The 20,942-nt window shown below is 74.6% G+C and carries 16 protein-coding genes and 1 pseudogene; 5 read left to right on the forward strand and 12 right to left on the reverse strand.

Annotated features, from left to right (window positions below; all coding sequences use genetic code 11):
• Nucleotides 1-7: 7 nt before the first annotated feature.
• On the reverse strand, nucleotides 8-1,048 hold the full coding sequence (locus IMZ35_RS11865) for an ADP-ribosylglycohydrolase family protein (protein WP_199441091.1): 1,041 nt from the start codon (nucleotides 1,046-1,048) through the stop codon (nucleotides 8-10).
• A gap of 164 nt (nucleotides 1,049-1,212) precedes the next feature.
• Between IMZ35_RS11865 and IMZ35_RS11870 the strand changes: the two genes are divergently transcribed.
• On the forward strand, nucleotides 1,213-4,041 hold the full coding sequence (locus IMZ35_RS11870; protein WP_199441092.1) for an AfsR/SARP family transcriptional regulator: 2,829 nt from the start codon (nucleotides 1,213-1,215) through the stop codon (nucleotides 4,039-4,041).
• Between the two features lie 292 nt (nucleotides 4,042-4,333).
• Nucleotides 4,334-4,768, forward strand: coding sequence for a hypothetical protein (locus IMZ35_RS11875; RefSeq protein ID WP_199441093.1), 435 nt, complete (start codon nucleotides 4,334-4,336; stop codon nucleotides 4,766-4,768).
• Nucleotides 4,769-4,777: 9 nt separating this feature from the next.
• Here the strand turns inward: IMZ35_RS11875 and IMZ35_RS11880 are convergent, their stop codons facing one another.
• The 6 genes from IMZ35_RS11880 to IMZ35_RS11905 are packed head-to-tail and all read right to left on the reverse strand — an operon-like array spanning nucleotide 4,778 to nucleotide 11,500.
• Nucleotides 4,778-5,773 (reverse strand): N-acetylglucosamine kinase, encoded by a 996-nt coding sequence (locus IMZ35_RS11880; RefSeq protein ID WP_199441094.1) that lies wholly within the window; start codon nucleotides 5,771-5,773, stop codon nucleotides 4,778-4,780.
• Nucleotides 5,770-7,035: a 6-phospho-beta-glucosidase gene (locus tag IMZ35_RS11885; protein WP_199441095.1), complete on the reverse strand. Its 1,266-nt coding sequence runs from the start codon at nucleotides 7,033-7,035 to the stop codon at nucleotides 5,770-5,772. Before IMZ35_RS11885 ends, IMZ35_RS11880 begins: the two co-directional genes overlap by 4 nt.
• Complete coding sequence (locus IMZ35_RS11890) at nucleotides 7,032-7,916, reverse strand: carbohydrate ABC transporter permease (RefSeq protein ID WP_199441096.1); 885 nt, start codon at nucleotides 7,914-7,916, stop codon at nucleotides 7,032-7,034. The genes IMZ35_RS11885 and IMZ35_RS11890 overlap by 4 nt, the downstream gene beginning before the upstream one ends.
• Nucleotides 7,913-8,908 carry a carbohydrate ABC transporter permease gene (locus IMZ35_RS11895; RefSeq protein WP_199441097.1) on the reverse strand — a complete coding sequence of 332 codons (996 nt, stop codon included), beginning with the start codon at nucleotides 8,906-8,908 and terminating at the stop codon, nucleotides 7,913-7,915. Before IMZ35_RS11895 ends, IMZ35_RS11890 begins: the two co-directional genes overlap by 4 nt.
• Nucleotides 8,909-8,910: 2 nt before the next feature.
• Nucleotides 8,911-10,245 (reverse strand): extracellular solute-binding protein, encoded by a 1,335-nt coding sequence (locus IMZ35_RS11900; protein WP_199441098.1) that lies wholly within the window; start codon nucleotides 10,243-10,245, stop codon nucleotides 8,911-8,913.
• A gap of 46 nt (nucleotides 10,246-10,291) precedes the next feature.
• The gene (locus IMZ35_RS11905; protein WP_199441099.1) at nucleotides 10,292-11,500 is read right to left on the reverse strand and encodes an ROK family transcriptional regulator; all 1,209 of its coding nucleotides are present in this window, start codon (nucleotides 11,498-11,500) and stop codon (nucleotides 10,292-10,294) included.
• 115 nt (nucleotides 11,501-11,615) lie between these two features.
• Between IMZ35_RS11905 and IMZ35_RS11910 the strand changes: the two genes are divergently transcribed.
• Nucleotides 11,616-12,272 (forward strand): DUF3159 domain-containing protein, encoded by a 657-nt coding sequence (locus tag IMZ35_RS11910; RefSeq protein WP_199441100.1) that lies wholly within the window; start codon nucleotides 11,616-11,618, stop codon nucleotides 12,270-12,272.
• A gap of 45 nt (nucleotides 12,273-12,317) precedes the next feature.
• Here IMZ35_RS11910 and IMZ35_RS11915 read toward each other — a convergent pair whose 3' ends face one another.
• From IMZ35_RS11915 to IMZ35_RS11925, 3 genes are all read right to left on the reverse strand, one after another.
• On the reverse strand, nucleotides 12,318-13,214 hold the full coding sequence (locus IMZ35_RS11915) for an N-acetylglucosamine kinase (protein ID WP_199441101.1): 897 nt from the start codon (nucleotides 13,212-13,214) through the stop codon (nucleotides 12,318-12,320).
• Nucleotides 13,215-13,290: 76 nt separating this feature from the next.
• A complete protein-coding gene (locus tag IMZ35_RS11920) occupies nucleotides 13,291-16,635 on the reverse strand; it encodes a S8 family peptidase (protein ID WP_199441102.1) in 3,345 nt (1,114 codons plus the stop codon).
• Nucleotides 16,636-17,058: 423 nt separating this feature from the next.
• On the reverse strand, nucleotides 17,059-17,727 hold the full coding sequence (locus IMZ35_RS11925) for a FadR/GntR family transcriptional regulator (RefSeq protein WP_199441103.1): 669 nt from the start codon (nucleotides 17,725-17,727) through the stop codon (nucleotides 17,059-17,061).
• 203 nt (nucleotides 17,728-17,930) lie between these two features.
• Between IMZ35_RS11925 and nagA the strand changes: the two genes are divergently transcribed.
• The gene (nagA, locus tag IMZ35_RS11930; protein ID WP_199441104.1) at nucleotides 17,931-19,178 is read left to right on the forward strand and encodes an N-acetylglucosamine-6-phosphate deacetylase; all 1,248 of its coding nucleotides are present in this window, start codon (nucleotides 17,931-17,933) and stop codon (nucleotides 19,176-19,178) included.
• A 39-nt stretch (nucleotides 19,179-19,217) separates the two neighbouring features.
• Here the strand turns inward: nagA and IMZ35_RS11935 are convergent.
• A pseudogene (locus IMZ35_RS11935) lies at nucleotides 19,218-19,508 on the reverse strand (nuclear transport factor 2 family protein); the annotation flags it as partial.
• A 55-nt stretch (nucleotides 19,509-19,563) separates the two neighbouring features.
• Complete coding sequence (locus IMZ35_RS11940) at nucleotides 19,564-20,322, reverse strand: SDR family oxidoreductase (protein ID WP_199441105.1); 759 nt, start codon at nucleotides 20,320-20,322, stop codon at nucleotides 19,564-19,566.
• Between the two features lie 76 nt (nucleotides 20,323-20,398).
• On the opposite strand from IMZ35_RS11940, the gene IMZ35_RS11945 reads away from it, so the two are divergent.
• Complete coding sequence (locus IMZ35_RS11945; protein WP_199441106.1) at nucleotides 20,399-20,941, forward strand: winged helix-turn-helix transcriptional regulator; 543 nt, start codon at nucleotides 20,399-20,401, stop codon at nucleotides 20,939-20,941.
• Nucleotide 20,942 lies beyond the last annotated feature (1 nt).

Raw genomic sequence — 20,942 nt, forward strand, 5'->3', positions numbered from 1 at the left:
CCCGGCCTCACTCGTAGCGGGACTCGTCGAAGTCCAGCCCGACGGCCGACCTGCCCAGATCGCGGCCCGTCTCGTCGAGCACGTCCACCAGTTCCAGCCCGCTGAGCCAGTCGCGCGGCAGCGCCGCGGTCCCGTGCAGCGCGCCGAAGACGTTGCCCGTCAACGAGGCCGTCGCGTCGCTGCCGCCGGAGTGGTTGGCCGCCACGCGCATCGCGTCCACGAACTGCGACGGCTTCGGGTGCAGCAGCACCGTGTGCACCGCGATGGCGAGCGCCTCCGGACCCGTCCAGCCGCTGCCCAGCCGGTCCACCCGCACGGCGTGCCCGCCCAGCTCGCGGTGCTCGTCGGCGAACACCACGGCCCGGTTCAGCGCGTTGGCCGTGTACGGGTCGTCGCGCAGGACGCGCCCGATCACCTGGTCGATCGCCTCGCGCAGCGGACGCCCGCGCACGGCGAGCAGGTGCACGAGCAGCGCCAGCGCGCCGCCGGACACCCAGCCGCCGGTGCCGCCGTGGGTGAGCGCGGCGAACCGGCACCCCAGGTCGTAGGCGATGGACGCGCTCGGCGCGAACCCGGCCGGCGCGGTGCGCGTGACGCCGTTGCAGCCCGACGACTCGTTGTGCGGGCGCTCCGGTGACGGCGCCTCGTCGGCCGCCAGCGCGCGCAGGCACGTCAGCCCCGGCGAGCGGCTGGCGAACAGCCTCTCGTCGGCGATCAGCCCCGTGGCACCCGGTTCGGGGCCGTCGCTCTGCTGGGTGACCAGCCACCGCTTGTAGCTGCGCCACACGGCGTCGACGGGTTCCCACTCACCGGTGGCCTTGCCGTGCACCCACGCCCGCAGGTAGCCGTCCGCGGTGAACAGCGTCAGCTGCGTGTCGTCGGTCACCAGCGCCGGTCTGGGCGGTGACAGAACGCCTTCCTGGCCGTGCTCCCGCTGGATCTCGGCCCACCCGAGGTACTGCACCGGCGCGCCGAAGGAATCGCCGAGCGCCCCTCCCAGCAGGCATCCGGCGCCACGGTCGACCACCGTCGACTGGTCTCGCGGCACGTGCCCTCCCGAAGTCCTTCCGGTCCTGGGCTGCGAACAGTACTTGGCCCGGAGCGGGTCCCGTGCACGCCGCACGTCCGATGTGCCCCGAAGGTGCCTTCACGTATCTGACGTCCGGATCGGGACACCTGTCCAGGTGATGTACCGCGATCGGGGGGAGGGGCATGCCGGACGACGCGATCGAGGAGCCCGGAGCGCGAGCCGGCCGCGGCCTCGAACTCGGAGTCCTGGGTCCCCTCCAGGTCCTGGCCGACGGCCGGCCCGTCCCGATCGGCCGCCGCGGCGTGCGGGGTCTGCTGGCGCTGCTGGTGGTGGAGGCGGGCCGGACCGTGCCCGTCGACCGCATCGTCGACGGGCTGTGGGGCGACGCCCCGCCCGCGACCGCGCGCACGATCGTGCACGGCTACGTGTCCCGGTTGCGCCGCCTGTTCAGGCAGGCCGACCCGTCCGGCTCGGCCCGGATAGTGACGACGCCGACCGGCTACCAGCTGGAGGTCGACCCGTGGCGGCTCGACCTGCACCGCGCACGGGAGCTGGTGGCCGCCGCGCGCGGCAAGTCGGCCGCGATGCGCGCCGGTCTGCTGCGCGAGGCGCTGGGGCTGTGGCGCGGGCGGGCGCTCGCCGACGTGCCGGGCGACCCGGTGACCACGGACCTGGACGAGCTGCGCCTCGTCGCGATCGAGGAGCGCATCGCCGCCGAGCTCGACCTCGGCCGGCACCTGGAGCTGGTGGGGGAGCTGCGCCAGCTCGTCACCGAGCACCCGTTCCGGGAACGCCTGGTGGCGCACACGGTGCGCGCGCTCTACCGCTCCGGTCAGCGCGCCGACGCCCTGGACGCGTTCCTCCGCTTCCAGCGGCGCGCGGCCGACGAGCTGGGCATCGACCCCGGTCCCGAGCTGCGGGCGCTGCACGAGCAGGTGCTGCGCGACGACCCGGCGCTCAGCGCGGTGGGGGAGCCGGAGCGGTCCGTCGTGCCGCCGCGGCCCGGCGTGGTGGTCCCCGCGCAGCTGCCGGGGCCGGTCGGCGGTTTCGTCGGGCGCGAGGCCGACCTGGCGCGGCTGGACGCCGTGCCGAGCTCGGACGCCTCGGCGCTGGCCGTGCTGACCGGCCCGGCCGGGGTGGGCAAGACCGCGCTGGCCGTGGCGTGGGGCCACCGGCGTGCCGGCGACTTCCCCGACGGCGTGCTGTTCGCCGAGCTGCGCGGGCTCGTCGGCGGCGACCGCTCCGCCGACCCGGCCGAGGTGCTGGAACGCTTCCTGCTGGCGCTGGGCGTGCTGCCCGACGCCGTGCCCGGCGCGCCGCAGGACCGCCTCGGTCTCTACCGCTCGCTGCTGGCCCGGCGGCGCGTCCTCGTGGTCCTCGACGACGCCGCCTCCCCGGAGCAGGTGCGCCCGCTGCTGCCGAGCGGGCCGGGCTCGGTCGCGCTGGTGACCAGCCGCCTCGGTCTGGGCGCTCTCGTGGTGAGCGGCGGCGCGCGCCTGCTGACCGTGGACGTGCTCGACGCCGCCGCGTCGGCCCGCCTGGTGCGCGAGGTCGTGGGCGAGCGGCTCACCGGGGACGACGCGGGGGCCGTGGACGCCGTCGCCGAGCTGTGCGGGCGCCTGCCGCTCGCGCTGCGCATCGCGGCGGCCAAACTACTGATCAGTCCGAAGTGGACGGTGGAGGACCTCGTCCGGGAGCTGTCCGACGACGACACCCGGCTGCGCTCGCTGGAGCTGTCCGCCGGCGCGGTGGGGGTGGCCCGCGCGCTCGACGCCTCGTACCGCGCCCTGCCGCCGCACCTGCGCGAGGCGTTCGCCGCCGTCGGCCGCTTCCCCGGCCACCAGATCGGCCCGCACGTGCTGGCGTCGGTCTGCGGCACGGGACTGCCCGAGGCCACCGGGTGGCTGGCCGGGTTGGCGGAGGCGAACCTGCTCACCGAGGTCGCGCCCGGCGCGTTCGCCGTGCACGACCTGGTGCGCCTGTACGCCCGCGCGCTGCCGGGCGGCGACGGCGACCGGCGGGGCGCGCTGGTCGCCGTCCTGCGGCACTACCTCGTCGTCTGCGACACCGCGCGCCGCCTGATCGGGCCACCGGGCGACGACCTGGACCTCGCCGCGGCCGACGCGGGCCGCAGCGTCGTGCCCTCCCTGCCCGACCGCGGGGCCGCCATCGCCTGGTTCGCCGCCGAGTGGCCCGTCCTGGTCCCGCTCGTGCGCACGGCGGCGGAGGCCGGGCTGCACGAGCAGGTGTGGCAGCTCGTGCGGCTGCTGCACCGCTACTGCGCGGTCCGCTCGGTGGCGGGGGAGTGGCCGGCCCTGGTCCGGTTCGGCCTGGAGTCCGCGCGCGCGAGCGGCAGCGCGCTGGGCGAGATGCTGCTGCTGTCCACGACGTGCGCCACCAGCAGCCGCATGGGCACCGCCGGGCACTCCCTGCCGCAGGCGCGTCGCGCGCACGAGATCGCCGTCGAACTGGGCGACTCGCGCCACCTCGTCATCACCGTCAACCAGCTCGCCACGGCGCAGCTCGCGCTGGGACGGCACGACGAGGCGCTGGCGAACTTCTGGGAGTCGGTGCGCCTGGCCGCGCGGCAGGGCGACCGGGTCGGCGAGGCCCGTGGTCTGAACAACGTCGCGCAGGCCGAGCAGGCGCTGGGCGCGCGGGAGAGCGCCGTGCGGCACCAGGAGCGGGCCGTGCGGCTCTACGAGGACACCGAGGACCGCGCCGCGCACGTCCTCGCGATCACCAACCTCGCCGAGCTGCACGCCGACCTCGGGCAGCTGCGCGCGGCGGAGGAGCACGCCCGGCGCGGCATCGAGCTCGCGCGCCTCGGGGGCAGCGTGCTGGCCGAGGCGTTCGGCAGGCAGGTGCTCGGCCGAGTCCTCGCGCGACGCCGCGAGTGGATCGCGGCACGCGCGGAGCTGACCGAGTCGCTGCGTCTGTACGAACAGGCCGGATCGCCGCGCGCGCTGGGGACGCGCGCGGCCCTGGAGTCGCTGACCTCCGACGTTTAGCCGGTGTTTAGCCGCGTCCCTCCGGACCGTGGCACGGTGGCAGCGGCACGGAGATCGGCAGTTGCCCTTCGTGCTGGGGTGGCGCAAGGGGGGAGACCGAGGGGGTGGGCCGCCCCGGCCGGCCGGCCGGCGTCCAGGGGAGAGTGCCGGCCGGTCGGCCGTTCCCGGATCGGCGAGGGTCGCGGTGTCCACTGATCACTCGATCGTGCGAACGTGGGCGCGCGAGGGACGAGCTACGTCATTTGGACCCGTACTCTGTCGCGCACCGCACAGTCGACCGGCAGGAGAACTCGTGCCGACGCGCTTCCCCGTTCCCGTGATCTCCCTGTGCGCCGTGACCGTCTCCCTCGGCCTCGCGCTGGGCGTCGCCCTGACCAGCACGACCGAGGAGCAGGACCCCGACGACCGCCGGAGCGGTCCCGGCCCGGCGGGGCCGCGGCCGTCCGTCACCGACGGGGGCGGGGACCCGCCGATGGAGTACCGGCTCGACGTCACCGCGGAACCGGCGGAGACCTCCGAGGACCCCGCGCCGCCGGTGGGGTCCACTCGCGCGACCGCTTCCGAGGTCCGGTCGGCCGCTCCCGACCCGCGGCCGACCTCGACCCCGCCGGGAACCGGCTCCCCGACGCGGACGCCCGCGCCGCTCCTGGTGCCGCCGGACCCGCGTGCGGCGCTCACCCCGGCACCGCTGCTCACGGGCACCGGCTGGGAGATCCGCTCCGGCTGAGCCGCCGGATCACCAGCCGGGGCTCGGCGCGCCGGCGTCGTGGCCGCCGCGCAGCCGCCGCTCCGCCGAGGGCGGCGCGTGCACCGCGTCCAGGCCCAGCAGCGCGGCGCCGACCACCGGCGGCACGTCCACGACGCGCACCCGTGCCAGCGGAGCCGCGTCCAGGACGCGCCGCTCGACCTGCGACACCAGCGGCTCGCCCCGCCCGGTGAGCACACCACCGCCGAGCACCACGTCGACGGCCTCGCCGCTCAGGCCGAGCGTGCGCAGCGACACCCCGGCGAGCAGCGCGATCTCCTCGACGAGCCGGTCCACGACGCCGCGCGCCACCTCGTCACCGGCCTCCGCGACCTCGAAGAGCAGCGGGCACAGGGCGTGCACGTCCAGCTCCCGCTCCCCGAAGTGCACCTGCTCCACGACCTCCGCCAGCGCGGGCACGCCGTAGTGCGCGAGCAGCCGGGCGTGCAGCGCCGTGGGCCGCCCGCGCCCGTCCTCCGCGCGCACCGCGCACCACAGCGCCTCGGAACCGATGTGCGCCCCGCCGCCCCAGTCGCCGGAGATCCGGCCCAGCGCGGGGAAGCGGTGCACCCGGCCGTCGGCGGCGACCGCGACGCAGTTGATGCCGGCGCCGCACACCACGGCCACGCCGACGCCGTCCGGTGTGCCCGCGCGCAGCAGCGCGAACGTGTCGTTGCCGACGACGACCGTGTCCGACCAGCCCAGCTCCCCGAGGGCGGCGGTCAGCTCGGCCTCCTCGCGCGGCAGGTCGGCGCCCGCGAGGTAGGCGGAGGTGTGGCTCGCGACGCGCTCGCCCGGCGGCAGCCCGGCCCGCGCCGCCGCCTCGCGCACCAGGCCGTCGAACACGGCCCCGCTGCGCGCCAGCCCCACGTTCTGCGGCGACGCGCCCGGCCCGCGCACCCGCGCGAGCACGGTGCCGTCGCCCTCCACGAGCAGCACGTCGGTCTTGCTGTTGCCGCCGTCGAGCGCCAGCACCCGTCCCGTCACGCGGTCACCCACGGCAGGAAGTGGCGGTTGCGCGCGATCAGCTCGTCGGCGAGCTTCTCCGCCCGGTCGTGCTGCCCGATCAGCGGGTGCGCGAGCAGCGCGTCGGCCACCCGGTCGCGCCCGCCGCGCACGGCGGCGTCCAGCGCCAGGTGCTCGTAGGCCGCGACGTGCGCGATCAGTCCCGACGTCGCGGGTCCGACCGGCGCCACCGGCAGCGGCGTCGCGCCGTCGGCGTCCACCGCGGACGGCACCTCCACCACGGCGTCGTCCGGCAGGAACGGCAGCGTGCCGTCGTTGCGCACGTTGACGACGTGCCGCTCGCCGCTCGCGCCACCGGTCAGCGAGTGCACGAGCTGCACCGCCGCCTCCGAGTAGTACGCGCCGCCGCGCTGCGCCAGCGCCTCCGGCTTCGTCACGACCGCCGGGTCCCGGTAGACGTCGAGCAGCTCCTCCTCCACCGCGCTGACGACCTCGGCGCGCGGCTGCTCCACCCGCTGCCGCGCCACCACGGCGTCGTGGTCGTAGAAGTAGTTCAGGTAGTACGACGGCACCGCGTTCAGCCGCCGCATCAGCCCGATCGGCAGCCGGACGTGCTCCTCCAGGGCGTCCGCGTGCTCGTCGAGCAGCTCCGGCAGCCGGTCGGCTCCGTCGACCCGCACGGCCCGCACCCACGTCAGGTGGTTGAGACCGACGTGGTCCAGCTCCACCCGCTCCGGCGTCGCGCCGAGCAGCGCCGCCACCCGGCGCTGGAAGGAGATGGCGACGTTGCACAGCCCGACCGCGCGGTGCCCCTCCTGGAGCAGGGCGCGCGTGACGATGCCCACCGGGTTGGTGAAGTCGACGATCCAGGTGTCCTCCCCGGCCACCGCGCGCACCCGCTCGGCGATGTCCAGCACCACGGGCACCGTGCGCAGCGCCTTGGCCAGGCCACCGGCCCCCGTGGTCTCCTGGCCGACGCAGCCGCAGGTCAGGGGGAAGGTCTCGTCGGACAGGCGCGCGGTCTGCCCGCCGACCCGGAGCTGGATCAGCACGGCCGACGCGCCGTCGGCCGCGGACTCCAGGTCGGTCGTGGTGCGCACCCGCGCCGGGTGGTCGGCGTGCTCCAGCAACCGCCGGCTGAACGCGCCGACGACCTCCAGGCGTTCGGCGTCCGGGTCGACCAGCACGATCTCGTCGACCGCGAGGCCGGCGCGTCGTCCCGCGATCCCGTCGACGAGTTCCGGCGTGTACGTGGACCCGCCTCCGATGACGGTGAGCTTCACCCCTTGACCCCCGTGAAGGTGATGCCCCGGACGAACGAGCGCTGCGCGAACGCGAACAGCACGATCGCCGGGATCATGATGAGCAGCGTGACGGCCATGGCCAGGTTCCACTGGACCTGGTGCAGGGACTTGAACGACGCGAGCGCCAGCGACAGCGTCCACTGGTCGGGCCGCTCGCCGGTGTAGAGCAGCGGTCCGAAGTAGTCGTTCCACGTGTAGAGGAAGCAGAACAGCGACGTGGCCGCGATACCGGGCCTGGCCATCGGCACGACGATCCGCACCATCGCCTGGAACTCGCCGCACCCGTCCACCCGCGCCGCGTCCACGTAGGACTGCGGGATGGTCAGGACGAACTGGCGCAGCAGGAAGACGCTGAACGCGTCGAACAGGAAGTACGGCGCGATCAGCGGCCACAGCGTGCCGGTGAGCCCGAGGCTCGACCACGTGTCGTACAGCGGCACGGCCACCACCTGCGGCGGCAGCATCATCGCGCCGACGACCAGCAGGAACACCGCGTCGCGCCCGCGCCACCGCAGCTTCGCGAGCGCGTAGGCGGCCGGGATCGACGACAGCAGCATCCCGGCCGTGGCCAGCAGCGAGTAGAGCAGGCTGTTGCCCAGGTACTTCAGCAGCGGCGCCTTCTCGAAGGCCAGCGCGAAGTTCTCCCAGTGCCACTCGCTCGGCCACAGCGCGGAGGTGAACGCCTCGTCGTCGCCCATGACGGCGGTGAGCAGCACGAACAGCACGGGCAGCGCGAACATCAGCCCCAGCGCGAGGCCGATGCTGTGCAGGGCGACCCAGTCGAGGACGCCGCGCGCGTCGCGGGAGCGGCGCTGCGGGGCTCCGGCCGGCGCCGGCGGAGCGGGCAGGGTCTCGGTCATGCTCCGGAACCGCCTTCCTCCTGGTGCGACGAGCGCCGCATCCGCTGCACGAGCACGGCCGTCGCGGCGAACGAGACCACGAACAGCACGGTCGCCATCGCGGCGGCGTAGCCCATGTCGAAGTAGCGGAACCCCTGGGTGTAGAGCCAGACGGGGAACGTCAGCGTGGAGTTGTCCGGGAAGCCGAGGTTGCGCGTGTTGCCGGTGACGTCCGCCGCGCCCGACCCGGCGGACCCGGCCACCACCGCCTGCGTGAACAGCTGCAACGCGACGATCACCGAGTTGACCACGCCGAACAGCAGCACCGGCGAGATCGTCGGCAGCGTGATGTGCCACCAGCGGCGCAGCGCGCCGGCGCCGTCCAGCTCGGCGGCCTCGTACTGCTCCTGCGGCACGTCCAGGACCGCCGCCAGCAGGATGATCACGAGGTCGCCGGAGACCCACAGCAGGATCACCGCGAGGCCGGGCTTCGCCCAGTCCGGGTCGGAGAACCACAGCGGGCCCTGCAGGCCGAACCAGCCGAGGGCGGTGTCCAGCGGCCCGCCGTTGGGGCGCATGACCAGGAAGAACACCAGCGTCGCCGCCACCGGGGGAGCGAGCGACGGCAGGTAGCACAGCGTGCGGATCAGACCGACGCCCGAGCGCAGCCGCGCGATCACCGACGCCACGCCGAGCGCGAACACGACGCGGGAGATCGTGACCACGACGACCAGCCACAGCGTGTTGTAGATCGACGTGAGGAACAGCGGGTCGTCGAGCATGAACAGGTAGTTCGCCAGGCCGACGAACTCCGGGGGGTTGATCAGGTCGTAGCGGGTGAAGGAGAACACGACCGTCGCGACCAGCGGGTAGCCGAAGAACAGCACGAACCCGGTGATCGCGGGGGCCAGGAACGCCAGCACGGTCAGGCGGTGTCGGGTGCGGGCGCGCGACCGCCCCCTCGCGGGGGCGGCCGGGCGGCCGGTGTCCACGCGTTCCAGCGCGGCCGTCATCGCTACTTGCCGCTCTTCGCGATCTGGTCGTCGATCTGCCGGTCGACGGCTCGCAGGCCCTCGACCAGGTCGGGCACCTGCCCGGCCTGCCAGGACGTCGCGAAGTCGCTGACGACCTTGAGGTGCGCGTCACCGATCGGCGTGACGGGGCTGCCCTCCAGGTCGTCGCTGCGCGCCATGTCCACGAACGTCCTGAACTGCTCGTCCACCTCCAGCCGGGGGTCCTCCAGCGCGGCCCTCGTGTTCGGGACGTTCTTGATGGCGTTGGACATCTGCACGATCACGTCCGTGTCCAGCGACAGGTACTTGATCAGCTCCCACGCCGCGCCGGGGTTCTTCGAGCCCTTGGGGATGCCCATGATCGTGCCGCTGGTCAGGCCGGTGCCGTAGGTGTCGGCGACGCTGTCGGCCACCGGGAACGGCGCGGTGCCGAACCGCACCTGCGGGGCCTGGGCCTTGATGAACGCGGTGCGGAACTCGCCGTCGACCATCATCGCGATCTTGCCCTGGTGGAACGCGTGGTCGGGGGAGTACTCCTGGCCGAGCCCGGCGCGGAAGCGCTCCAGCGCGTCGTGGCCGTAGAAGTCCACCAGCTCCTTCTGGAAGCGGAACATCTCCTGCCACCCGGGGCTGTCCGCGAGCCCGGACCTGCCGTCCGGCCCGAACCAGTCCGCGCCGAAGTTCGGCGCCCAGATCTGCGGGCGGTTCTGGTAGTACGGCATCGACGGCAGGAACCCGACGACCTCCAGCGAGCCGTCCGGAGCCCTCCTGGTGAGCTTCTTCGCCTGCTCCAGCAGCTCGGAGGTCGTCCTCGGCGGCGCGCTGATTCCGGCGGCCTCGACCATGGCCGCGTTGTAGTACAGGCCGTTGACGTCGGTGAGCATCGGCATCGCGCAGCGGTTGCCCTTGAACTCGGTGTACGAGCGCACGGCCTCCGAGATCTGGGACAGGTCGACGCGGTCGCGCTCCAGGTAGGGCTTGAGCTCCTGGAACGCGCCGCTGGAGCAGAACTGGCCGATGTTGTCGGTCGTGAACGACAGCGCGAGGTCCGGCGGGTTGCCGCTGCGGATGCCCGCGGTGATCTTGTCGTCGTCCTGGCTGCCCTGGTGCTCGATCGTGACGTCGGGGTAGATCTCCCGGAAGGTCTCCATCGCCTCGGTGACGGCGGCCAGCTCGCGGTCGGAGTAGTTGCTCCAGACCGTCAGCGTGAACGCGGCGTCCTTCGCCGGTGCCTCCGCCGGCCCCGTCCGGTCGGATCGGGAGGCGCCTGCCGCGCAGGCGGTGAGGGACACGGCTGCGGCGACGCAGAGCAGTGCTGCGCGAGACGTCAGACGCATGAGCACTCCTTCGGTTCGAGCGTGCGGACGGGACCTGACCGCCGTCTCAGACGGCGCCGTGCGGACCGCGGAAGGGTTCGGTGGTGGCGGCGGGCAGACCGAACACCTCCTCCCTGACGACCGAGAGCGCCGTGTGCAGCGCTCCGGAGCGCACCGGTTTCCCGGTCACCAGCGCGAGTCGGACCGGGGTGCGGGGCACCACCAGCCGCCGCAGTTCGGCGGAGACGAGGTCGACCAGCGCCTCGCCGCCCGCCTGGGCGATGTCGCCCGAGAGCAGCACCAGTTCCGGGTCCAGCACGGAGACCACCCCGGCGACACCCGTGGCGATCCGGCGGGCGAAGTCGCCCAGGAACTCCCGGCCGGCCGTGCCGGAGCCGAGCGCCTTGCGCACCGCGGCGTGCCCGGTGCGGGCCGACAGGCCGTGCGCGCGGGCGAGCTTCACGATCGACGACGAGCTGAGCAGCTCGCCGAACGTCTCGCCGTGCCGGTCGGTGTCGGTCGTGGCGACGGCCCGGTCCGGCACGGGCATGAAGTCGATCTCCCCGGCGCCGCCGGTGGCTCCGCGCAGCAGCACGCCGTTGATCACGACGGCGGCACCGATGGCGTCCGCCGGCCAGACCAGCACGAAGTTGCGCACCGCCGTGGCGCGGCCCGCGATCATCTCCTCGATCGCGACGAGGTTGACGTCGTTCTCGACGGTGACCGACGTGCCGAGCAGCTCGCGCAACCGGCCGGGGACGTCGAAGCCCTCCCAGCCGGGCAGGTGCGGGGCGAAGCCGAGCCCGCCGGTCGCCGGGTCGACGGCGCCGGGGCTCCCGACGACCACGTGGTGCAGGTCGCCCGGCGTGAGACCGGCCTGACCGGCGGCCTTGCTCATCGCGTCGGTGAACGCCTCCAGCACGTCCGCCGTGCTGCCCGACGGCATCGGCGCGCGGTGCTCGGTGATCAGGGTCCCGGCGATGTCGGCGACGACCACGTCCACCGCGTCCGGCCTCAGGTCGACCGCGGCGACGTGGGCCAGCGCGCCGTTGACCGACCACAGCTGGGCCCGCGGGCCGCGCCCGCCACCGCGCAGCCCGTTGCGCAGCACGGTGTGCGACTCCTCCAGCCGGGTCAGCAGCTGAGCGGTGGCCGGCTTGGACAGGCCGATCAGGCCCTCCAGCTCCGAGCGGGTGAGCGGGCCGTTGCGCAGCAGCGCCTCGACGGCCGCGCGGTCGTTGATCTCGCGCAGCAGTCGCGGGCTTCCGACGCGCATGGGGACACCCCCGTCTGTTAACTTTCCAGACTATTTCGAGCCACCGTAGTGACGCCGGTCACGTCGGTCAAGGGTCGCTCTGTCGGGTCGCAGCCGGTCCGGGCAGGCTGGTGGCATGAGCGGTACGGGCGTGCACCAGGAGTCCCTGGCCGAGATCCTGGGCGGGCGGCGCGGCGCGCTCGACGCGTCGCTGCCACCGGTGGCCTTCGTGCTGGGCTGGTTGCTCGGCGGCCGGTCGGTCGCCGCGGGCGCGGGCGCGGCCGTCGGCTGCGGTCTCGTCGTCGGCGCGGTGCGGCTGGCGCGCGGGGAGAAGCCGCGCGCGACGGTCGTGAGCGTGGCGTTCGTCGTGCTCGCCGCCCTGATCGCCCTGCACACCGGTCGCGCGGAGGACTTCTTCCTGGTCCAGCTCCTGTCGAACGCCGCCAGCGCGCTGGCGTGGGCGGCGAGCGTCGTGATCCGCTGGCCGCTGCTCGGGCTCGTGGTCGGCACCGTCACCGGCCAGCGGACGAGGTGGCGCCGCGACCCGGACCTGCTGCGCGCCTACAGCGTCGCGAGCTGGCCGTGGGCCGGTCAGTACGTGCTGCGCGTGCTGGTGTTCACCCCGCTCTACCTGACGGGCGACGTGCTGGCCCTGGGCGTGGCGAGGGTGGCCCTGACCTGGCCCCTCCAGGCCCTGTGCATCGCGTTCAGCTGGTACGTCCTGCGCCGCTCCCTGCCCGAGGACCACCCCGGCCTCCGCCACCCGAGGGTTCCCCCGGCTCCCACCCCGTGACTCCGCGAGCCGCCCGTTCCAGCACCACGAGCGGGCGACTCGCGGTCACGGCCGGAGGGTGGCCAGGCGGGCGGCTCCCGCGGCCGGGTCCGTCGCCAGGCGCACCTCGGCGTGCGGGGCCAGGGCCGAGCGGACGGCCGCGCCCACGGAGGTCGTCATCACGCCGCCGACCAGGACCACCGGGGTTCGTTCGGCGGCGGAGCGCAGGGACAGGGCCAGGTCGGCCAGCGAGCGGGCGGCGTCCGCGACGATCGACGCGGCCAGCGGGTCGTCCTCGTGGGCGGTGACCAGCGGCGCGTACGAGGCCAGGGTCACGGGCGGGACCGCGTTCACGGCGGTGATCAGCGCGCCGCGCGCCGCCCGGCCCGTCCCGACCGGCACCCCGGCCGCCTCCAGCACGGCCGCCGCGAGCCCCTCGGCGGGAACCGACGAGTCCAGCAGGCGCAGCGTCCGGCGCACCGCCTCCCGGCCCAGCCAGAACGCCGAGCCCTCGTCGCCCAGCAGCCAGCCGTGACCACCGGCGAGGGCCTCCAGCGAGTGGCCGGAGATCCGCGCCGCGATCGACCCGGTCCCGGCGACCAGGACCGTACCGTCCGGCTCGGTCGTCCCAGCGGCGAACGCCGCCTCCGCGTCGCTCACGACGACCAGCGGGCACCGCAGCCCGGCACCCGTCCACGCCTGCTCGAACAGCGCCCGCACCCCGCGGTCGGACAGCGCGCCCGCGCCCGCGAGGCCCAGCACACCGGCCCGCACGTCGGCCGGGTTCAGCCCCTCCAGCGCCATCCGCAGGGCGTCGCCGACCCTGGTGGCCGCCACGGCCGGGGGATGGGAGTGGGGGTTGCCGCCACCGGCCAGGCCCGTGCCGCGCCCGCCCCCGTCCGGGTCGAGCACGAGTGCCCTGGTCGACGTTCCGCCGGCGTCCACTCCCACCACGAGGGCCATTCCCCCGAGTATGCCGAACACGCGCGAGGGCCCGGCACTCCCGAACGGGTGTGCCGGGCCCTCGACGGGGTGCGGATCAGCGCGCGTCGATCACCTGCGTGCGCGTGCCCGAGCCGTTGTGGTGGTGCAGGACGAGCAGGCTCTCCGCCGCGTCCTGCGCGAGCGCCGCCTCGTCCCGGTGCACGGTGACGACCGCGCCGGGCGCCGCCACGTACGTCAGCGCCGGCTCGCCGCCGCCCTGCGCCCACAGGCCGGGTGCGAGCGGGTCGAACGACAGCGTCGCGCCGATCCGGTCGACGAAGCCGTCCTGGCTGCCGGGAGCGGGGTAGCTGCCCGTGGTGCCCGCGACGTAGGAGATCCGCGCCGAGGACGCCGCCGGGTCCAGGCCGAGCGCCGTCAGCGACACCGGCAGCACCACGACGTCGCTGTCGAACACGTTCGTGTCGACCTCGCCCCACTGACCGTTGACGGGCTGCTCGTCGACGATCCTGCCCGCGGCGGTGGTGGTCAGCGCGATCCACAGGTCGGCCTTGACGTTGCCGTTCGCGTCGGTCGGCTTCACCACCCGCACCGTGAAGTCGCCGACGCCGTCGCCGGTGGTGTCCACCCTGATCTCCGGCGTGGTGGTGCTGCCCAGGTTCGCCCAGTTGTTCCAGGTCGCCACGCCGAAGGCGAGCAGCGCCTCGTCCGGCGTCCCGGCGGCCCGCTCCTGCGGCGCGGTGGACGCGACGCCCACGTAGCGCAGGTCGCCGCCCCTCGCGGTCTGGTTGATCGCGCAGTCGGTCGCGACGCCGTCGCCGCAGTCGGGCAGCCGGCCGCTGGTGCCCTGGAGCTCGAAGACGCTCACGAGCGAGCGGTACGCCGCGTCGCCCTCGCCCTGCGCGAGCCCGCGGCCCGACAGGGTCAGCTCGGCCGAGCCGCCGCCGCGGAAGAACAGCGGTGACGCGCTGATCGACGCCGTCGGCTTCGGAGCCGCGTACACCGGCACCCGCAGCACGCTGCCGCCGTCGTCGGGCGTGAGCACCAGGCGGCCGGACGCCTCGGCCAGGAACTGCCTCGCCACACCGGACTGCTGCTTGACCACCGTCGGGTCGGCGACCTTGCGCAGCGCGGCCGGGTCGACCACGCGGAACCGCACCCTGATCCGGTCCTCACCGCCCGCCGGGACGCGCAGGGACCAGCGGGACAGGTCGAACGACACGCCTGGCACGGTCGTGGCCGCCGCGTACCGCGCGTCCACCCGCACGGTGTGGTCGCTCCGGTTGAGCACCCGCACGGTCTTGGTCGCCGTCGTGGGGCCGTCGATCTCGACCGGGCCGAACGACACGCCGACCGCGCCGGGCTCGTCGTCGACCATCGCGAGGACGCGGTTGTCCACGGCGGCCTTCGCGTCGACGCGGCCCGCGCCGACGCGCATCGGGGCCTCCGGCAGACCCGTGGTGTTGTCGTCGCCCGAGGTCACCGTGCCGCCCGCGGTGTTCATCACCGAGGCCTTGACCTCCTCCGGAGTCCACTCCGGGTGCGCCTCGCGCACCAGCGCGGCGATGCCGGCCACGTGCGGCGCGGCCATCGACGTGCCGCCCATGCTCACGCCGCTGTCGCCGGTGCCGACGTGGGCGGACACGATCGTGTCCCCCGGGGCGGACACGTCGGGCTTGGCCGCGACGGGGCCGCGGGAGCCGCGCGCGGACGACGGCGTGATCGTGTCGGCGAGCTTCGGGGTCGTGGTGGGCACGGACCTGCGCAGCGCGCCGGTCATCCGCACGCGCAGCGCGCCGGCCTGGAGCGCGGGACGCTGCCCGGCGGTGGCCGTGCCGGTGAACTGGAAGGTCGGGATGTTCGCGTTGCCCGCGATGCCCGCGAGGAAGTTGTCCCTCGTGGACGTCAGGATCACCCCGGCGGCTCCGGCCGCCTCGGCGTTGTCGACCCGCGCACCCGACCCGCACGCGCGGGTGGCGTCCACGTCGTCCCACTCCAGCCAGACGAACTTGTCGGCCACGGCCGCCGCGTCGGCGGGCGAGAACGCCGTGCACCCGTCGAGGTTCTCGGCGTCGGTCATCGGCACGACGGGCCGGGTGAGGTCGAGCGTCTCGTAGCCGGTGTAGCTCTGGCCGTACTGGCCGGGCCGGTCGCCGAGGTCGGGGATCTCCACGCCGTCGAGCAGCGCGAACGCGTCCCTGGAGTTGGCGACGGCCAGCGCTTCCGGCGTGTTCGCCGGGGAGCCGCCCACGTCGTAGAAGTCGCCGCCGTTGCCCGCCGCCGCGACGACGAGGACGCCGTGGGCGGTGAGTTCGCGGACGAACAGGTTGTCCGGGTCGTCCTGGGCGCCGTAGTCGGTGCCCAGCGACAGGTTCACCACGTCGAGGTGGTCGGAGAAGTCGCCGTCGCCGTTCGGGTCGAGCGTCCAGTCCAGCGCCTGGCCGGTGAGGTTGGTCGACCCGGTGCAGCCGAACACCTTCAGCGCGTAGAGCTGCGCCTTCGGCGCGCTGCCCGGGCCGATCCGCATGGCGTCCAGCGCCTCGGGCGTGAGCGCCGAGTGGTCGCCGGTGAACGTGGAGCCGTCGGCGTTCTCGCCGAGCCCGGCCGCGCTGCCCGCCACGTGCGTGCCGTGGCTGTTGCAGTCCAGCGGGTTCGGGTCGGGCTTCGGGACGGAGCTCTCCGGCGTCCCCGCGTCGTAGTCGTCACCGGCGAAGTCGTAGCCGCCGACGACCTTCGCCGTCGGGAAGAACGACGGGTCGACGGTGGTGCGGTCGACGGCGTCGTACGCCTCGGGCGTGCCGGGGCCGCCGAAGTCGGCGTGGGTGTAGTCGACGCCGGTGTCGACGACGCCGATGCGCATCCCCTCGCCGAGGCGACCGGTCCGCTGCCAGACCTGCACGGCCCTGGTGAGCTGCACGGAGCTGGCGTTCTGCACGACCTTCGGCACGGACAGCCGGACGGAGCGCACCTCGGGCAGCGCCACGAGCTCGCGCACCCCGGCCGCGTCCGCCGACACCACGAGACCGGCGACGGCGTTGGCGGTCTTCGCGACCTCCCGCGTCGCGGAGTCCTTGTCGCGCAGCACTTCCAGCACCCTCTCGGCCTTCTCGGCGCTGCGGACGCGCGTGCGCTTGGCGGCCTCGGTCGCCGCGCCCAGGTCCGCGCTCCTCGCCCGCTCGTCGGAGAACGCCTCGACGGCGGGTGTCTCGGCGAGCTCGACGAACGCGGTGACCGTGCCGGTCGCCCGCGCGAGCGTCGCGCCGATCCGCTCGGAGGACCCGGTGTGCACGACCTCGGTCGCGGAGTTCGGCAGCGGCTCGGCGAGCACGGCGCCGGGTTCGGGCGCGGCCTGCGCGCCCGGTGCGGTGAGCGCGGTCGTCAGGAGCGCGACGCCGAGCGCGGCGCCCACCCCCGTCGGCCGGTTCAGCCGGTGGTGTCTCATCTTCATCCCCTGAGTTCGACGGCCGCTCCCCCCGCGTTCCCCGCGGTGCGGGCGGACCCTGCGAGAGGTCAGATCCGGTCCACGTCGGCCCGTGGCCGTCGACCGCACCCCCGATCGGAGGGTCGTCGACGGGCTTCGGCCGTGCGTCGTCCGAGCGGAGCAGCGCGGCGCACTCGGCTACCGGAGCCGGATCGGGGCGTCGTGGCGGGGCGGTGGCACGATCTGCGAGACGTTCAACCGGCTCGTCCTCTCCTCGTCCGACGGCCGACACGATCTTCACCGGGGCCGCCGGGGACCGCTACCCCAGTCCTCCTACCGGGGGACGTTCCGATCCCGTCCCGGCGCGCTCGATCGACACCCCGCGCACGGGGACGGGCGCCGCCGGAGCCGGTGTTCGACGTCGGGCCGGCCGCGTTCGGCCCGTCAGCCCGACACCCACCGCTCGACACCGGCGACGTGCACCGTGGACCACGAGCGGGCCAGCTCCGGCTGACGCGCCTCCAGCGCGTCGACGATCGCGCGGTGCTCGGCCACGACGCGCTCCACGGCGCGCGCCCCGGTGATGCCGTGCCAGACCCGCGTCCGCGCGGCGGGACCGGCCATCGTGTCGAGCAGCCGCGCGAGGTAGGTGTTGCCCGAGCAGCGCGCGACCGCCCGGTGGAACGCCAGGTCGTGCCCGGCCAGCTCCTGCGCCGACCGCGCGGTCTCGGCCGCGTCGCACAGCGCGCGCAGCTCGGCGATCTCGTCGGGCTGCGCGCGCTGCGCCGCCATCGCGGTGGCGGCGGGCTCCAGGATGCGGCGCACCTGGAGCACCTGGAGCACCGAGTCGTCGCCGTGGTGCAGCTCCAGGACGAACGACAGCGCGCCGAGCAGCTCGTCGGCGCGCAGGCTCGACACGTAGGTCCCGTCGCCCTGCCGCACGTCCAGCACGCGCACCAGCGACAGGGCCCGCACGGCCTCGCGCAGCGAGTTGCGGGACAGGCCGAGCCGTTCGGCCAGATCGGCTTCGCGCGGCAGCCGGTCGCCCGGTTTCAGCTCGCCGGAGACGATCATCTCCTTGACGCGCAGGATCGCGTCGTCCGTGACTGCCACGCGCCCTCGACTCGCTCGTAGACCTCGGATGTCTGGTTCGTCAGTATGAATCACTCTCATGTCAGGCCGGTGGCGTTCACCGTTCTCCGCAGACCTGCGGTCATTTCTCACTTTCTGTTACCGAATTCGGTTACCTTCTAACGAAGTGGTGGTGCTGTCCGCCCGGCGTCGTCATAATGGTCTGGACCACTCTTGGAGGGACCTTGGACACCGTCGTTGCAGCTCCACGGGCACTGCTCGGCCACTCGATCACCGGTCCTGCCTCGGTGCGGATCCGCGAGGGCCGCGTCGTCGAGGTAGTGGCGGGCGACCCCCCGCCCGGCGCGCAGGTGTGCGGCGGCGGGCTGCTCACCCCCGGCCTGGTGGATCTCCAGGTCAACGGCGCCGTGGGCGTCGACTTCGCCGACGTCGACGCGGCCGGGATGCGCAGGGTCGTCGACGCGCTCCCGCGCACCGGCGTGACCCGGTTCGTGCCCACCCTCATCACCGCGCCCGTCGCCGTGATCCTCCGGCAGGCCGGGGCGGTGCTCGCCGCCGCTGCCGCGCTGCCGGAGTCGGGCGGCGCGCGACCGCTCGGTCTGCACCTCGAAGGTCCGTTCCTGTCGCCGCAGCGCGCCGGCGTGCACGACCCGGCCCTCATGGACGAGCCGGGACGGGCGCAGATCGACGCCCTGCTCGGCGACGACCTCGTGCGGCACGCCCTGCGCCTGGTGACGCTGGCCCCGGAGCGGCCCGGCGCGCTGGAGGCCGTGCGACGCCTCACCGAGGCCGGTGTGCTCGTGTCCGTGGGCCACAGCGACGCCACCGGCGAGCAGACCAGGGCCGCGGCCGACGCCGGTGCCGCCATGGTCACCCACCTGTTCAACGCGCAGCGCCCGCTGGGGCACCGCGAACCGGGCGTGCCCGGCGTGGCGCTGGTGGACGAGCGCTTCACCCTCGGCCTGATCGCCGACCTCGCGCACGTGGGACCCGACGTGGTCCGGCTCGTGTTCGCCGCGGCGGCGTCCCGCGTCGCCCTGGTGACCGACGCCATGGCCGCGGCCGGGATGCCGCCCGGCCGCTACCGGCTCGGCGGCGCGGACGTGCTGCTCGCCGAGGACGGCGTGCCGCGCTCGCCGGAGGGCGTCATCGCGGGCAGCGCGCTGACGCTGGACCGCGCGGTGCGCAACGTCGTGTCGCTGGGCGTGGACCCGGCGCGGGCCCTCGCGGCGGCGACGATCGTGCCCGCCGACGCGATCGGCGAGCCGACCCTGGGCAGGCTGGCCCCCGGCGCGGTGGGCGACCTGGTCTGGTGGGACGACGACCTGCGTCCTCGTCGGGTGTGGGTGGACGGCGAGGTCGTCTTCGACGCCGCCACCGCCACCGCCGCCGACGTCTTCGACGCGGACGGCGAGGTCGTCTTCGACGGCGCGGCCGGGGTCTCCTCCTACGCGACGGCCACCCCGGCCTGACCTCCGGACGGGGAGGGGACGCGCGGGTCCCCTCCCCGGTCAGGGCGCGATGCGCAGCCGGCGGATCGCGGTGTCGTCGAAGTCCTCGAACCGGAACCGCAGGCCCGCGACCGGGCTGCCGGGGAAGTCGCCGCTGATGGTGGTGGTGACGACGGGGCCCTCCGGCGTGGAGACGACGTCGGTGATCTCGTACCGCACCAGCGGCACCCCGCTCCGCCACGCGCGGACGGCGTCGAGCCCGCTGTGCTCGCGGCCCTCGTCGTGCACCACGGCGTCCGGGGCGAACAGGGCGAGGTACTCCTCGTCGTCGGGCCGGGCGGCCAGCTCGAAGTAGCGGCGGACGACGTCGGGGGTCGTGCTCGTCGTGCGTCCTCTCCCGTGCTGGTCAGATGGTGCGGACGGTGCCGCCGTCGATGCGGTGCTCGGCGCCGGTGATGGCCGAGGCGCGGTCGGAGACGAGGAACGCCACCAGTTCGGCGACCTCCTCGGGCCGGGCCGGGCGGCCCAGCGGGATGCCGCCCAGGGAGGCCATGACGCCGTCCAGCGCCTCGGCCTCGGTGATCCGCTGGCCGCGGGCGATGCGGGTGACCATCGCGTCGGCCGCCGAGGTGCGGACGAAGCCCGGCGCGACCGTGTTGACCCGCACGCCGTGCGGGGCCACCTCGGTGGCCAGGCCCTTGCTGTAGGTGGTGAGCGCGGCCTTGGCCGCGGCGTAGCCCAGCGTCGCCTCGTGCAGCGGCATCTCGCGCTGCACGGAGGTCACGTGCACCACCGCGCCCCGGCCGCGGGCGGTCATGCCCGGCACCAGCGCCCGGTCCAGGCGCACCGCGCCGAGCAGGTTGAGGTCCAGTTCGGCCGCCCAGTGCTCGTCGGTGAGCGCGGCGTACCCGCCCGCGGGCGCGCTGGAGCCGCCCACGACGTGCACCAGCACGTCGACCTCGCCGACCTCGGCGGCGACCCGTGCCACGCCCGCGGCGGTGCCGGTGTCGGCGGCGAGGAACCTCGCGCCGGGCGGGAGGGTCGCCGGCGCGTTCCGCGCGGTGACGGTGACCTCGGCCCCCAGCTCGGCCAGGCGTGCGGCGACCGCCGCGCCGGTGCCCTTCGTGCCACCCGTGACCAGGGCGTGCCTGCTCGCCAGTTCCACTGCCGACCTCCTGTGAGTGCTAAAATAGAAGTAAGTGACTTCGACATTAGCACCTACTGGGTGCGGAGGTGGCGTGGTGGGAAGCAAGGTGCGGCTGGAGGACCGGGAGTGCCCGCTGTCGACGGCCCTGGGCTACGTCGGCGAGTGGTGGACGCTGCTGATCCTGCACGACGTGTTCGACGGCTACACGCGGTTCGACCAGTTCCAGGAGAACCTGGGGATCTCCACCAGCATGCTCACCGCGCGGTTGCGCGCCCTGGTCGACGACGGGCTGCTGGAGAAGCGGCCCTACCAGCAGCGGCCGGTGCGCCACGAGTACGTGCTGACGGACCTGGGCCGGTCGCTGCGGCCCGTGCTCGTCGCGCTCGCCGCGTGGGGCAACTCCCGGCTCGCCCCCGAGCAGCGCAGCATGGTGCTCGTCGACGCCGGGACGCGCCGGGAGGTCGAGCCGGTGCTGGTGGACGCGGCCACCGGCCGCCGGGTCGACGGCGACGGGTTCGTCTTCGCCGCCGGACCTGCCGCGAGCAGCGCCTTCCGCGAGCGCTACCCGGAGGCGGCGCCGGGTCCGGCCGGAGACGCGAGCGGGGAGGGACGCACGCGCGTCCCTCCCCGCTCGTGAC

Origin of the sequence: Umezawaea beigongshangensis (assembly GCF_016464305.1) — a bacterium.
GTDB classification, from domain to species: domain Bacteria; phylum Actinomycetota; class Actinomycetes; order Mycobacteriales; family Pseudonocardiaceae; genus Umezawaea_A; species Umezawaea_A beigongshangensis.